16 protein-coding genes and 1 pseudogene are annotated in these 13196 nt (G+C 67.1%); all 17 read left to right on the top strand.

Translation table 11 applies throughout. The features are described 5' to 3' along the window. Positions 1-25: 25 nt before the first annotated feature. The 17 genes and pseudogenes from ACRHIG_RS10280 (at position 26) to ACRHIG_RS10200 (ending at position 13167) form a co-directional block, all read left to right on the top strand. Positions 26-640: a hypothetical protein gene (locus ACRHIG_RS10280; protein ID WP_489630099.1), complete on the top strand. Its 615-nt coding sequence runs from the start codon at positions 26-28 to the stop codon at positions 638-640. Next, the gene (locus ACRHIG_RS10275; protein ID WP_489630787.1) at positions 637-1320 is read left to right on the top strand and encodes a sensor histidine kinase; all 684 of its coding nucleotides are present in this window, start codon (positions 637-639) and stop codon (positions 1318-1320) included. The genes ACRHIG_RS10280 and ACRHIG_RS10275 overlap by 4 nt, the downstream gene beginning before the upstream one ends. Next, positions 1317-2018, top strand: a complete 702-nt coding sequence (locus ACRHIG_RS10270) for a response regulator (RefSeq protein WP_475416830.1) — start codon at positions 1317-1319, stop codon at positions 2016-2018. The genes ACRHIG_RS10275 and ACRHIG_RS10270 overlap by 4 nt, the downstream gene beginning before the upstream one ends. 254 nt (positions 2019-2272) lie before the next feature. Then, positions 2273-2419, top strand: coding sequence for a hypothetical protein (locus ACRHIG_RS10265; protein WP_157814672.1), 147 nt, complete (start codon positions 2273-2275; stop codon positions 2417-2419). A 76-nt stretch (positions 2420-2495) separates the two neighbouring features. After that, positions 2496-2668, top strand: a pseudogene (locus ACRHIG_RS10260) (Flp family type IVb pilin). A 91-nt stretch (positions 2669-2759) separates the two neighbouring features. Beyond that, positions 2760-2936 carry a Flp family type IVb pilin gene (locus ACRHIG_RS10255; RefSeq protein WP_489630786.1) on the top strand — a complete coding sequence of 59 codons (177 nt, stop codon included), beginning with the start codon at positions 2760-2762 and terminating at the stop codon, positions 2934-2936. After that, positions 2933-4003: a phosphatase PAP2 family protein gene (locus ACRHIG_RS10250; protein ID WP_489630098.1), complete on the top strand. Its 1071-nt coding sequence runs from the start codon at positions 2933-2935 to the stop codon at positions 4001-4003. The genes ACRHIG_RS10255 and ACRHIG_RS10250 overlap by 4 nt, the downstream gene beginning before the upstream one ends. Next, the gene (locus ACRHIG_RS10245; RefSeq protein WP_489630097.1) at positions 4000-4587 is read left to right on the top strand and encodes an A24 family peptidase; all 588 of its coding nucleotides are present in this window, start codon (positions 4000-4002) and stop codon (positions 4585-4587) included. The genes ACRHIG_RS10250 and ACRHIG_RS10245 overlap by 4 nt, the downstream gene beginning before the upstream one ends. Positions 4588-4622: 35 nt before the next feature. Continuing rightward, entirely contained in the window at positions 4623-5243 is a 621-nt protein-coding gene (locus ACRHIG_RS10240; protein ID WP_475416833.1) for a methyltransferase family protein, read from the top strand. A gap of 31 nt (positions 5244-5274) precedes the next feature. Then, positions 5275-6621: a DUF8689 domain-containing protein gene (locus ACRHIG_RS10235; protein WP_489630096.1), complete on the top strand. Its 1347-nt coding sequence runs from the start codon at positions 5275-5277 to the stop codon at positions 6619-6621. Continuing rightward, positions 6618-7466, top strand: coding sequence for a Flp pilus assembly protein CpaB (gene cpaB, locus ACRHIG_RS10230; protein WP_475416835.1), 849 nt, complete (start codon positions 6618-6620; stop codon positions 7464-7466). The genes ACRHIG_RS10235 and cpaB overlap by 4 nt, the downstream gene beginning before the upstream one ends. Before the next feature lie 22 nt (positions 7467-7488). After that, a complete protein-coding gene (locus tag ACRHIG_RS10225; RefSeq protein WP_489630095.1) occupies positions 7489-9090 on the top strand; it encodes a type II and III secretion system protein family protein in 1602 nt (533 codons plus the stop codon). Positions 9091-9099: 9 nt separating this feature from the next. Further along, positions 9100-9378 carry a hypothetical protein gene (locus ACRHIG_RS10220; protein ID WP_086140104.1) on the top strand — a complete coding sequence of 93 codons (279 nt, stop codon included), beginning with the start codon at positions 9100-9102 and terminating at the stop codon, positions 9376-9378. A gap of 46 nt (positions 9379-9424) precedes the next feature. Then, positions 9425-10975: a pilus assembly protein TadG-related protein gene (locus tag ACRHIG_RS10215; protein ID WP_489630094.1), complete on the top strand. Its 1551-nt coding sequence runs from the start codon at positions 9425-9427 to the stop codon at positions 10973-10975. 7 nt (positions 10976-10982) lie between these two features. Continuing rightward, complete coding sequence (locus tag ACRHIG_RS10210; protein ID WP_475416838.1) at positions 10983-11450, top strand: TadE/TadG family type IV pilus assembly protein; 468 nt, start codon at positions 10983-10985, stop codon at positions 11448-11450. Between the two features lie 10 nt (positions 11451-11460). Continuing rightward, complete coding sequence (locus tag ACRHIG_RS10205; protein WP_475416839.1) at positions 11461-11979, top strand: TadE/TadG family type IV pilus assembly protein; 519 nt, start codon at positions 11461-11463, stop codon at positions 11977-11979. Between the two features lie 36 nt (positions 11980-12015). Next, a complete protein-coding gene (locus ACRHIG_RS10200) occupies positions 12016-13167 on the top strand; it encodes a CpaE/TadZ family protein (RefSeq protein WP_489630093.1) in 1152 nt (383 codons plus the stop codon). Positions 13168-13196: the final 29 nt, after the last annotated feature.

Genomic DNA, 13196 nt, shown 5'->3' with positions numbered 1-13196 from the left:
GCGGGGCTTCGAGGAAGGCGCGCGCGTGACCCTGGCCTCGGCCGGCCTGTTCGCCGCCACCGCCCTGTTCGGCGAAACGGGGGCGGAACTGTCGCGCCTGCTGCTGCGCACCACCTTCCTGCTGGCGCTCGGCTACATGATCGCCTATTGGGGCGGCTCGGCCATCACCCAGCGCAGCCATCTGGCGCTGCTGCGCGATGTCAGCCAGTTGTCCAATCCGCGCTTCGGCGTCGACCAGACCATCACCTCGGTGCTGGAAAAAACCCGCAGTTATTTCAACGGCCGCAGTTGCCTGCTGATCATGCAGGACAAGGGCACGCGGGTCTGGTCGCTGCGCAGCGTGATTCAAACGGGCACGACCGTCGTGCATACCAGTTCGCTGCTCAGCGACGACGCGGCCAGCCCCTGCTCGCTTTCCCGCACGATAAAATCGCCCTGTACAACCAGCCCGCCGGCCGCTGGCTGCCGTGGACGGGCGGCGCGCGCATGCTCGATCCCGACAGCGGGCGCTGGCTGCGGCACGACGACGCGGCGGGTGCCCGCCTGGCCGAGCTGCTCGAAGCGCACGCCTTCATCAGCGCGCCGCTGCCCCTGCGCAATGGCAAAGGCCGCATCTTCATCGTGTCCGCCACCAGCATGAGCAAGACGGATGCCCTGTTTCTCAGCCATATCGGCGCGCAGGCGTTTCCCGTCATTGAAAACATCGACCTGCTCGACCGCCTGGCGTCGCAGGCGGCCTCGCGCGAGCGCGAAAAGATCGCGCGCGACCTGCACGACACGGCCGTGCAGCCGTACATCGGCTTGCGCCACGGCCTGGCCGCCCTGCGCAACGAAGCCACGCCGGGCAACCCGCTGCTGCCCGAACTGGAAAAACTGATCATTATGTCGGGCCAGGTGATCGCCGACCTGCGCAGCTACGCGCGCACGTTCAAGAACGGCCAGGTGCAAAGCGAGCCGGAACTGCTGGTCGCGCTGCGCCGCCAGGCCACGCAGATCCGCGAATTCTATGGCATCGACATCGCCCTGCATATCGAAGGCGACCTGCACATCAACGACCGCCTGGCGGCCGAGGTGTTCCAGATCGTCAACGAAGGCATGAGCAATATCCGCAAGCATACGTCGGCGCGCCACGGCGCCGTCAAGCTGACCTGCGTGCAGGGCGCGCTGCACATCAGCATCGACAACGAATGCGCCGCCGCGCACGTCCCCGATTTCCTGCCCGACTCGCTGGCCGAGCGCGCCGCCGCCCTGGGCGGCACGGCCCGCGTCACGCATGGCATGCTGGGCAACACCTCCGTACAGATCGAGATCCCCATATGAACGACTTACGCCACGTGCCACCGGCCAGCCATGTCATCAGCGTCATGCTGGTGGACGATCACAAGACCATGCTGTGGGGCCTGGAGCGGCTGATCGGCGGCGAGCACTCGGGCATGCGCGTGGTCGCCACGGCCTCCGACAGCGCCGAGGCGCTGGAGCAGGCGAAGGCGCTGCAACCGGATGTGATCGTGCTGGACCTGGACCTGGGCGGCATCAGCTCGCTGGCCATCCTGCCCGCGCTGGCGCAGTGCGGCGGCACGCGCGTGCTGGTGCTGACGGCCAGCCACGACCAGGCCATCCTGGACCAGACGGTACTGAAAGGCGCGCGCGGCATCGTCAGCAAGGATGCGCCCGCGGAAATGGTCCTGAAGGCCATCGAAAAGGTGTACCAGGGCGAGCTGTGGCTGGAACATGCGATGCTGGGACGCATGCTGACGCAACTGACCCAGCCCGGCGGTGGCTCGGCGCAAGCCATCGCCATCGCCAGTCTGACCCTCAAGGAAAGAAAGATCATCGCCGCGCTGGTGCACGGCAGCGGCACGCCGGCCAAGCTGCTGGCGGACCAGCTGTTCATTTCCGAACACACCTTGCGCAATCACCTGACGTCGATCTACCGCAAGCTGGGCGTGTACAACCGCCTGGAACTGTACGCCTACGCCACCAAGCACCAGCTGGGCCAATTGCCGCCAGGCGCCTGACGCTCCCCCACCGCGCGGCCACCGCACGGCCGCGCCTCCCACCCCTCCCGCCCCTCGCGCCTCGCTCGCCAGCCACCGGCATGGCCGTCGCCCCCGTGCGTCGAACTCGACCATGACAATTGTCACGAAAAAAACAAGCAGTTCCTCCTTGCAATAAAAGGATGTTCTTCTGATGTAGATCAAGCTGGCAAATTCTATAGTGGTGTTACCGGAGTGCAGATTACCGCGCAGCCCACCACGACACGGAGCACAGCATGCGCCTTGACAAGTTTCTTCCGACTGCCCTGATCACCTATCTACAGGGCAAGGAGAAGGCTGCGTTCTACCGCTATGCCCTGGTGGCGGCCCTCATGGCGGTAGTCTGCATCATCGGATTGCTGGCACTGGGCGAAAGCCCATGACGCCAGCGCACAGCAGCAGCACAGTTGTCATGTCGTTTTATCCACCGTTGTACCTTAACCACCACCAGGAGTTGTCATGAACCTCATCAAAAACTTTATCCGCGAAGAAGATGGCGTCACCGCAATCGAATATGGCCTGATCGCCGCCCTGATCGCCGTGGTGATCATCGCCGCCATCACCATCGTCGGCACGCAGCTGAAAAAACCTTCAGCACCATCGGCACCAAACTCACCACCGCCAATGGCTGATGCGGTGCGGTCCGGGCCGGCCCAGCGCCAGCCCGGACTACGCTTCCCCATATTCCCGGCACGCCCACCTTGATACCGCCTAGCGAGGCCCATCGTGAAATCTCTCTTCAGCCGTTTATCCGACGAGTCCGCCGTCACAGCGATCGAATACGCGTTGCTGGCGGGCCTGATCGCGGCAGTGCTGGTGGTCACGATCACCGTGCTGGGCGACCAGGTCAAGCTGCTGTTTGTCTACGTCAAGGACCAAGTGGTCCTGGCCCTGTCATGAACGCCCTGCGCGCCTCGCTGCGCACCCACCGCGCCCTGCTGCTGATCGTGCTGCTGTACGCCGCCGCCGCGACCTTGCTGGCCGGCGGCCTGCCCAGCGCATCGGAGATCCTCAACGTGCTGGCCGGCTTCCTCGTGGCCATCCTCACGGGTCCCGTCTTCATCCTGTGCGGCTACACCATCCACGTCATGGTGATGAAACGCCCGCACCGCCTGTGCCACTATCTGTACCACGATCTGCGCCGCTACCTGAACAACGAGCGCCTGCTGCACGCGCTGCCGGCCATGCTGCTGATCCCCGTCTTCGCCTCCAGCTTCACCGTCTTCAAGGGCGCCATCCCGCGCCTGCATCCCTACACCTGGGATGCCACCCTGTCCTCCTGGGACGTCGCGCTGCATGGCGGCATGGCCCCTTGGGAAAGGCTGCAACCGCTGCTGGGCCATCCGCTCGTCACGGGCTTGCTCAACTTTAGCTACCACTTCTGGTTCTTCCTGTTCTACGCCATCCTGTACTGGCTGATCCTCGACACGCGCCGCCCGCTGCTGCGCATGCAGTTCCTGCTCAGCTTTGCGCTGACCTGGATCGTCCTCGGCAGCATCCTGGCCGTGCTGTTTGCCTCGGTCGGCCCCTGCTACTACGGCCACCTGCACGCCAACGATCCGTATGCGCCGCTGATGGCCTACCTGCATGACGCCAACCAGCACGTCCCCGTCTGGGCCCTGCAGGTGCAGGACATGCTGTGGCAAGGCTATCAAAGCAAGGGCGCGAACGGCGAACTGGGTATCTCCGCCATGCCCAGCATGCATGTGGCCACGGCCGTGCTGATGGCCATCATGGGCTGGAAGGTCAGCCGCGCCGCAGGGATCGCCCTGTCCGCCTTCGCCGTGCTGATCCTGCTCGGCTCCATCCACCTGGGCTGGCACTATGCGCTCGACGGCTATGTGGGCGCGGCCGGCGCGGCGCTGGTATGGCGCCTGGTGGGACGGCTGCTGGGCAGCCAGGCCGCGGCGCCGGCCATGCACGTGGCCACGGCGCCCTGCATGGGCAAGGAAGGACTGACGTCATGAACGCCCACCTGCCCATGCTGCTGTGCCTGGCCGTGCTGGCCACCCTGCTCGCCAGCGCCCTGTGGCACGACCTGCGCACGCGCCGCATCCCGAACCGGCTGGTGCTGTGGGGCACGCTGGCGGGCTTGATCCTGAACAGCTTCGTGCCGCCAGGTAGCGGCCTGTTCGACGCCTCCTTCGGCGGCCTGGGACTGCTGCAAGCCCTGGCCGGCACCGCCGCCGGACTGGCCCTGCTGCTGCCCATGTACCTGCTGCGCGCCCTGGGCGCCGGCGACGTCAAGCTGATGGCCATGTGCGGCGCCTTCCTCGGTCCCGACGCCGTGCTCGAAGCGGCCCTGCTGACCTTCCTGTGCGGCGGCGTGCTGGCCCTGGCCGCCGCCCTGGCCGGCCAGCGCCTGCGCCAGGTGCTGAAAAACACCTACCACATGATGCTGGGCGCGCTGCTGCACAGCCTTGCCGGCGGCGCCGCCACGATCGCCGAACCGCCGCCGGCCACCGGCAAGCTGGCCTACGCCTTCGCCATCGCCAGCGGCACCGGCTTGCAGGTGTTCCTGCATTACACCCACCTGTGGAGTCTGCGCTGAAACGCGCCGCCTGCCCGCCACCCAAGGACACGACCATGGACACCCTCGCCACCCTCTGCCACTCCCGCGGCGCCAGCCTGTTTACCAGCATCACCATGGCCGGCCTGTGGGCGTTCTTCGCCAGCGCCCACGTGGTGGGATTCCTGCACAGCGGCGACTGGAGCTATCTGCTGTTCTGCGCCGCCGAAACCCTGGCCGCCCTGTTCTTCATCGTGCGTTCGGCCCCCGTCAGCGTCTCCACCGATGCGGGCGACTGGCTGCTGGCCATCGGCGCCACCTTCGCGCCCTTCCTCCTGTCCCCCGCCGACATGGCCATCTGGCCCGGCGCCCGCTACCTGCTGGCCGTCGGCAGCCTGCTGCAGATCGCCGGCCTGCTGTCGCTGAACCGCAGCTTCGGCCTGGTGGCGGCGCAGCGCGAGATCAAGACGGGCGGCGTCTACCGCGTGATACGCCATCCGCTGTACGCCAGCTACCTGATTTCCCTGAGCGGCTACCTGCTGGCCAATACCTCGGCCGCCAACACCGTCACCTATGTCGCGACGATAACCATGATGGTGGCGCGTTTGCTGCGCGAAGAACGCTTCCTGTCCGCCGACGTGCGCTATCGCGTCTACATGCGCCAGGTGAAGTACCGCCTGCTGCCCTTCATCTTCTGATACCCAGCCACCCGAGCGAGGAGTACCTATCATGCCTGACACCTATCCAGAACGCAGCGACGGCGGCGGCGTCGAACCGGCGGCCAAGCGCGCGCCACGCACGGTCGAGGAAACGGGATTGCCCTTCCTGTTCCTGGTCGAACTGCTGGTCAAGATCCTCTTCCTGCGCGGCCAGATCGGCCTGCCCGCCCTGTCGACGCACGTGAAACTGGGCGCCGGCGTGCTCGAACCGCTGCTCACCTTCATGCGCGCCGAAAAACTGTGCGAAGCGCGCCGCAACGGCGGCAGCGGCACCGACGCCGACCTGTATTACATGCTGGGCGACCAGGGCCGCCTGCGCGCCGCCGAGTACATGCGCCGCAACGCCTACAGCGGTCCCGCCCCCGTCACCCTGGCCGACTACAGCAACCAGGTGCTGGCGCAAAGCGTGGCCGACATGCACGTCACCCGCGACGACGTGCAGCGCGAATTCCGCGACGTGGTGGCCAGTTCGGCCGTGCTCGACCAGCTGGGCGCGGCCATGAATTCCGGGCGCGCCCTGTTCTTCCACGGCCCCGCCGGCAGCGGCAAGAGCTACCTGGCCGAGCGCCTGAACGGCCTGCTCAGCGGCGCCATCGCCCTGCCCCATGCCGTGATGGTCGACGGCGAAGTGCTGCCCTTCCTCGACCCCATGCTGCACACCCTGTCAAGCAAAGGCCTCGTGCCATCCGACCCGCGCTGGGTGCGCGCCGAACGCCCCGCCGTGCTGACGGGCGGCGAGCTGACGCTCGACATGCTGGACCTGCAATTCGACCAGGGCACCCGCCTGTACCAGGCGCCGCCGCACCTGAAGGCCAACAACGGCATCTTCATCATCGACGACCTGGGTCGCCAGCGCTGCTCGCCCGTGGAACTGATGAACCGCTGGATCGTGCCGATGGCGCGCCACATCGATTACCTGTCGCTGCACACGGGCTACAAATTCCCCGTGCCCTTCGACGTCATCGTCGTGTTCTCGTCGAACCTGGCGCCGCAGCAGCTGGCCGACGATTCCTTCCTGCGCCGCATCGGCTACAAGATCCATGTGGGTCCCTTGAGCGCCTACCACTACCTGGCCGTGTTCCGCAGCACCTGCGCCCAGCTGGGCATCAATTTCGACGAAGCCTCCTATACCTACCTGCTGCACCTGCATAGCCTCTACAAGCGGCCCTTGCTGGCCTGCTATCCGCGCGACATCCTGGCGCAGGTCTGCGACCAGGCGCGCTATGAGGACCACGCGGCGCAGCTGTCCCCGGACGTGCTGTTCTGGGCATGGCAAAACTATTTCGGCAGCGATGACGACCTTGCAAGCACACATAACGGACCGGCAGCGGTCCAGCACAAAGGGGAAGCAAAATGAGAAACGCACGCGCTCTGACGATGATGGCCATTGCGGTCATCCTGGCGTTCGCCGCGGTCATCGTGGCCGCGCGCTGGATCAATGCCCAAGCCTCGGGCAACATCAACAAGGTGGCCGTGGCCCAGGTCGACATCAGCCTGGGGGCGCGCCTCACGCCCGACATGGTGCGCATGGTGGACTGGCCATCGAACGCGCTGCCGCCGGGCGCCATCAACGATCCGAAACTGCTGGAAACGCGCGTCACGCGCACCAGCATCCAGCACGGCGAACCGATCATGGAAGGCAAGCTGGCGCCTCCCGGCACGCAAGGCGGCCTGTCGGCCGTCGTCGCCGAGGGCAAGCGCGCCATGACCGTGCGCGTCAACGACGTGGTGGGCGTGGCCGGCTTCGCCCTGCCCGGCAACTTCGTCGACATCCTCGTCAACACCCAGGGCGAAGGGGCGCGCAAGACGCCGGACCGCGATCCGAATATTTCCAAGATCGTGCTCGAACGCATCCTCGTGCTCGCCATCGCCCAGGAATCGAACCGCGACGACACCAAGCCCAAGGTGGTCAACGCCGTGACCCTGGAGCTGACGCCGGAACAGGCGGAAAAACTCGACCTGGCGCGCAGCGTGGGCACCCTCTCGCTGGTGCTGCGCAACCAGATCGAGGACAAGCCCGTCAACACGGAAGGCGCCACCAAGTCCAGCTTGCTCGATGAAAAGGTCGCCATGGCCGCCCCCGCCGCCATAGTGCAAGCCAAGCCGCTGCCACGCCGCCGTCCCGCCGCCGCGCCGGCACCACAGGCCGGTCCGCGCGTCGATGTCATCAAGGGGCTGGAACGCAGCTCCCAACAATTCTAACCTGCACCAGAGGAGTCACGCCATGAGCACATATTGCACAGCAAGCGGAAGCCGGGTACTCAGCCTGGCGCTTGCCCTCGCCATGATCGGCGCCCTGGCGCCCCAGGCACGCGGCGAACCCGTCGCCGCTGCCGCCACCGCCGCTGGCGCCGACACCGGGGCCGCCAAAAGCAGCCGCGCCGCCGTCCGGCCCAGGGCCACGCCGCCGCAAAGCGAATCGCGCGCCGGCCGCACCGAGATGGCGCCGCAAATGAGCCTGGCCGAGGGCAAGTCGACCCTGATGCGCCTGCCGTTCGCCGCCAGCCGCATGTCCGTCGGCGACCCGCGCATCGCCGACGTCATCCTGCTCAATCCGACCGAGGTCTATCTGCTGGGGCGCTCCGTCGGCACCACCAACCTGATCCTGTGGAACAAGAGCAATGACGCCACCATCATCGACCTGGCCGTCGGCATCGACAGCAGCAGCCTGCAGGCACGCATGGCCGAACTGCTGCCTAACGAGAAGATCAACGTCACGGTGGCGGGCGACACCCTGATCCTGTCGGGCATGGTCAGCGATGTCGTCAAGGCCGACCAGGCGCTGTCGCTGGCGAACGCCTATGTGCAGCGCAGCGCCCGCAGCGGCAACGCCGCCTCCGGCGCCGCGCCAGCCGCGGGCGCGGGCGCCGCCGCTGCCGCTCCCGCCGCCACGCCCGATGCGGCCGCACCGCGCGTGATCAACCTGCTGTCGATCGCCGCGCCGCAGCAGGTGATGCTGGAAGTGAAGGTGGCCGAAGTGTCGAAGGTGCTGGTCGATCAGCTGGGCGCCAGCCTGGGCATCAACAAGACCATCGGCAGCTGGTCGTATTCGCTGCTGTCCAGCCTGCTCAGCAACAATCCCAGCGGCTTGAGCGGGGCCAGCAAGAACAACTTCTTCAACCTCGACGCGCAAAAACGCGATGGCCTGATCAAGGTGCTGGCCGAACCGAACATCATGGCCATCAGCGGCCAGGAGGCCAGCTTCCTGGCCGGCGGCAAGATCTTCATCCCCGTCAGCCAGAGCAACAATAACGGCGTGCCCACCATCACGCTGGAAGAGAAGGAGTTCGGCGTGGCCGTGAAATTCACGCCCACCGTGCTCGATGGGGGGCGCATCAACCTGAAGGTGGCGCCGGAGGTGTCGGACCTGAACAAGGACGGCATCGGCATCACCGCCACCGGCATCTCGGCCACGGCCATCCTGCCCTCGTTCACGACGCGGCGCGCCACCACCACGGTGCAGCTGTTCGACGGCCAGAGCTTCGCCATCGGCGGCCTGATCAAGAACAACGTGACCAGCAATATCAAGGCCCTGCCAGGCCTGGGCGAAGTGCCCGTGCTGGGCGCCCTGTTCCGCAGCACGGACTTCCAGACGGACCGCTCGGAACTGGTCTTCATCATCACGCCGCACCTGGTCAAGCCGCTGCCGCCCGACTACAAGCTGCCCACCGACGGCTACATCCAGCCGACGCGCGGCGACATGTTCATGCAGGGAAAAATGGAAGGCAGCGCGCCCACTCCTGCTCCCGCCCCCGCAGCGCCGGCAGCGCCCATGCCGCCGCAAGCGGCCGCGCCCCAGCCTGCCGCCGGCTTCGACCTCAACTAGGAGAGCACCATGAAAACCGCACATTGCCTGCCTTGCGCCGCCCTGTTATGCCTGCTGGCCGGCTGCGCCGCCACCACCACGCCCGTGCTCGATTCCCACTTCGGCGAATCGGTGGCCCTGCTCAAGGCGCAGCAGATCATGTATCCGGACGCCTACCGCAATGCCAACCCGGTCAGCGGCATCGACGGCAAGGCCGGCGCCAGCGCCTACCAGCGCTACCAGAAATCGTTCGCCGCGCCGGAACCGCAGCCGAATGTCTTCACCATCGGCGTGGGCGGACGCCAATAGGCGCCAGTCCCCCGATGCACTTTCCCCAGGCCACCAGGAGACAGCCATGAAGACCGCATTCCGCAGGCACGACAGGCAGCAGGGCGCGATCGCCATCGTGCTGGGGCTGACCCTGGTGGTGCTGTTCGCCATGGGCGGCCTGGTGCTGGACCTGGGCCACCTGTACATCGCCAAGACGGAACTGCAGAACGGCGCCGACAGCGCCGCCCTGGCAGGCGCCGTGGAACTCAATCAAAGCGCCGCCGGCATCGACAATGCGCAGGCCAAGGCCATCGCCATCGCGCAAAAGAACCGCTACGATTTCTCCACCCCGCTGACCATCACGGCCGCCAACATCGAGTTCGGCCCCAGCCCGGACGGCCCCTGGTCGTCCGGCGCCAGCGCCCGCACCAGCCCCCAGGGCCAGACCTTCATCCGCGTCGACACGGGCAGCAAGACCTTCGCCACCTACCTGATGGGCATCGCCGGCATCGCCAGCACCAGCACCTCGGGCGTGGCCGTGGCGGGCCGCTTCGTCAACGACGTCACGCCGATCGGCGTGTGCGCCGTCGACCCGGCCAACAAGACGGCGCAATACACGTATCCGGCCGCGCCGGCCGGCACGGGCCTGACGGAACTGGTGGAATTCGGTTTCCGCCGCGGCGTCACCTACAACCTGTTCGGCCTCAATCCGCTGGGCGGCCCGTCCGACCCCTATCTGATCAACCCCGTCGACGCCCCGCCCGGCAGCTGCAGCGCCTCGCACTCCAGCGCCGCCTCCACCGCGCCGTTCATGTGCACGGGCAGCAGTGCCGTCATCAGCAGCGGCTCGGGCCAGGTCTACACGAACACGGGCATGACGGCCTCGCTGGCCGCCTCGCTCAACTCGCGCTTCGACGACTACGGCGGCCCCTCCGTGTGCGACCCCGCGACGGCGCCGCCCGACACCAACATCAAGGAATATCCGTGCGTGGGCGCCGCCTCGCCCTGCGCCGCCACCGCCGCCAACTCGCCGCCCACCGGCTGGATGCAGCCGGGCGCCAGCACCTTGCCCAGCCAGCAGCCGGTCAGCCTGGCCGGCAACAAGCCGAATTACCAGCTGCCGTCGGCCGGCGCCGTCCCGGCGCCGTCGGCCACGTTCGCCCAATTCGCCGGCTACGGCGTGCTGTGGTCGTACGGCCCCGCCTACCAAAGCAATGGCGCCACCCCGGCCAAGGCCGGCACGGCCTATAGCGTCGCGGACGGCAACGCCAACCCCATGTACAGCACGGCCAAGGCGAATTACTTCGACACGGCCAGCTACCCCGTCAGCCCCGGCGCAGGCTTTCCTGCCAGTACGCCGCCTTCGCCGTACAACCAGACCAGCGGCCCCACGTTCCAGGCGCCGTCGGCGGCCCATCCTGGCCAGCGCAACCGCCGCATCCTCAACGTGGTGCTGGTCGACTGCCGCACGGCGCCCGTCGGGCCGGCCTCGTGCGGCACCATGAACGCGGTGGGCATCGGCAAATTCTTCATGACGATGAAGGCCGATTTCAGCGGCGGCACCAAGCGCCTCGACGTCGAGTTCGCGGGCCTGATCGAGCCCGTGCCGAATTCCGAAATCAAACTCTACAAGTGAGGCGGCCATGCGCATCCACCTTTCCCCACTCAAACAGCGCGGCGGCGCCGCCGTCGAATTCGGCATCGTGCTGGCCCTGCTGGTCACCCTGCTGGCCGGCATCTTCGGCTTCGGCCGCGCCTTCTGGTATTACGACGCGCTGAACAAGGCCACGCGCGACGCGGCGCGCAACATGTCCGTCAAGGCCAAGGCCGGCATCGCCTCGCAGGGCGTGCCTGCCGCCAAACAGACGGTGGCCGACGCGGCCGTCAGCGCCGGCATCAGCGACTTCACCACGGCCAACGTGACGGTCACCTGCCTGGACGCGGCATTCAACGACAGCAGCTGCACCGACGGCACGGCGCCGGGCGGCATCCGCGTCGAAGTCGTCAACTACACGCTGTCGGTGGGACAGTACCTGCCTTTCGTGATCGGCGCGGCCAGCACCTATGCCACGCCGCTCGCACCGCGCACCACCATGCGCTACATGCTGTAAGGAGAACGCCATGCGCCACCGCCTTTCATCGTCTCCCCCGGCCAGGCCTCAGCGCGGCGCCGCCGCCGTCGAATTCGCCCTGGTGGCGCTGCTGTTCTTCACCCTGCTGTTCGGCATCCTCGAATTCGGCCGCATGCTGTACCTGTACAACACGGTGCAGGAAGTGAGCCGCCGCGCCGCGCGCGAAGCGGTGGTGCGCTGGATCGACCAGACCGACGCCATCAAGACCCTGGCCCTGTTCGGCGGCACGGCCCTGCCGGCCGCGCCGGAACTGACGGCCGCCAACATCACCATCCGCTACCTGAACAAGAGCGGCGCCGAGGTGACCTTGCCGCCGACTGACCCGGGCGACAACCTGTCGGCCTGCGGCGACATCACGCGTACGGCCAGCTGCATCGACAGCGTGCGCGTCTCGATCGACAACGTCAGCTACACGCCGATGGTCAGCCTGTTCGGTTTTCTGAATATCGCCGTGCCAGCCTCGGTGGTGGTCATGCACGCCGAAAGCCTGGGCTTCCAGATCAACTGAACGCCTTTACCGAACGCTTTTACCGGGGAGTACCAAGTGAATATCGTCATCGTCTCGAAGAATGAAGCCCAGCTCAAGCGGCTGACCCGTTTGCTGCGCGAACGCAGCGCGGCCGACCGCGTCACCCTGCTGGCGAGCATACCGGATGTATTCGACAACGGCGTCACGCCGGACCTGCTGCTGCTGGAGCAGGAGCAGACGGGCGAGGCGGAGCTGGAACGGCTCGAGCTGCTGGGCGGGCGCCATCCGAACCTGGCCATCATCGTGCAATGTCCGCAGCAAAGTCCGCAATTCCTGCTGCGCTCGATGCGCGCCGGCGTGCGCGAAGTGCTGCAGCCCGACGACGACGCGGCCCTGTGCGCCGCCTTGCGCCGCATCGAGGAGAAGCTGCAGAAACAGGTCACGCGCAAGGGCCAGGTGCTGGCCTTCGTCTCGTGCAAGGGCGGCAGCGGCGCCACCTTCATCGCCGCCAACCTGGGCTACGCGCTGGCCGCCGGCGAACAGCGCAAGGTGGCGCTGTTCGACCTGAACCTGCAGTTCGGCGACGCCGCCCTGTTCGTCTCGGACCACAAGCCGGCCGCCACCCTGTCGCAGCTGTCGCAGCAGATCGTGCGCCTCGACGCCTCGCTGCTGACGGCCAGCATGATCCAGATCACGCCTTCCTACAGCGTGCTGGCCGCCGCCGACGACCCGGCCCATGCGGCCGACGTCGAGGCCGAGCATATCGACCGGCTGCTGACCCTGGCGCGCAGCCAGTACGACTACATCCTGCTCGACGTGGGACGGGGACTCGACCCCGTCAGCGTGCGCGCGCTGGACCGGGCCGACCTGATCTTCCCCGTGCTGCAGGCAACCTTGCCGTATGTGCGCGACGGCAAGCGCCTGCTCGACGTGTTCCGCGGCCTCGGCTACCGCGAAGACAAGATCCGCCTGATCCTGAACCGCTATGCCAGCAGCGACAGCATCCGCGTGGCCGACCTCGAGGCGGCGTATGGCAAGCACGTCTACAAGTCCATCCCCAACCACTACGAGGGGGTGGCGGCTTCCGTCAGCCAGGGCGTGCCCATCCTCAAGCTGGCCCCGCACAATCCCGTCTCGCGCGCCTTGCAGGAACTGGCCGCCAGCCTGGCCGGCGAGACCCCGCCAGCCGCGCAAGGCTGGGTGGCGCGGCTGCTGGCGCGCGCCTGAGGCTCCAGCCTGATCCTCGAGCCTGATAC

This window comes from Janthinobacterium sp. C22 (assembly GCF_057919405.1).
Note: the sequence above shows the minus strand (reverse complement) of the source record. Positions and strands in the feature narration are given on the sequence as shown.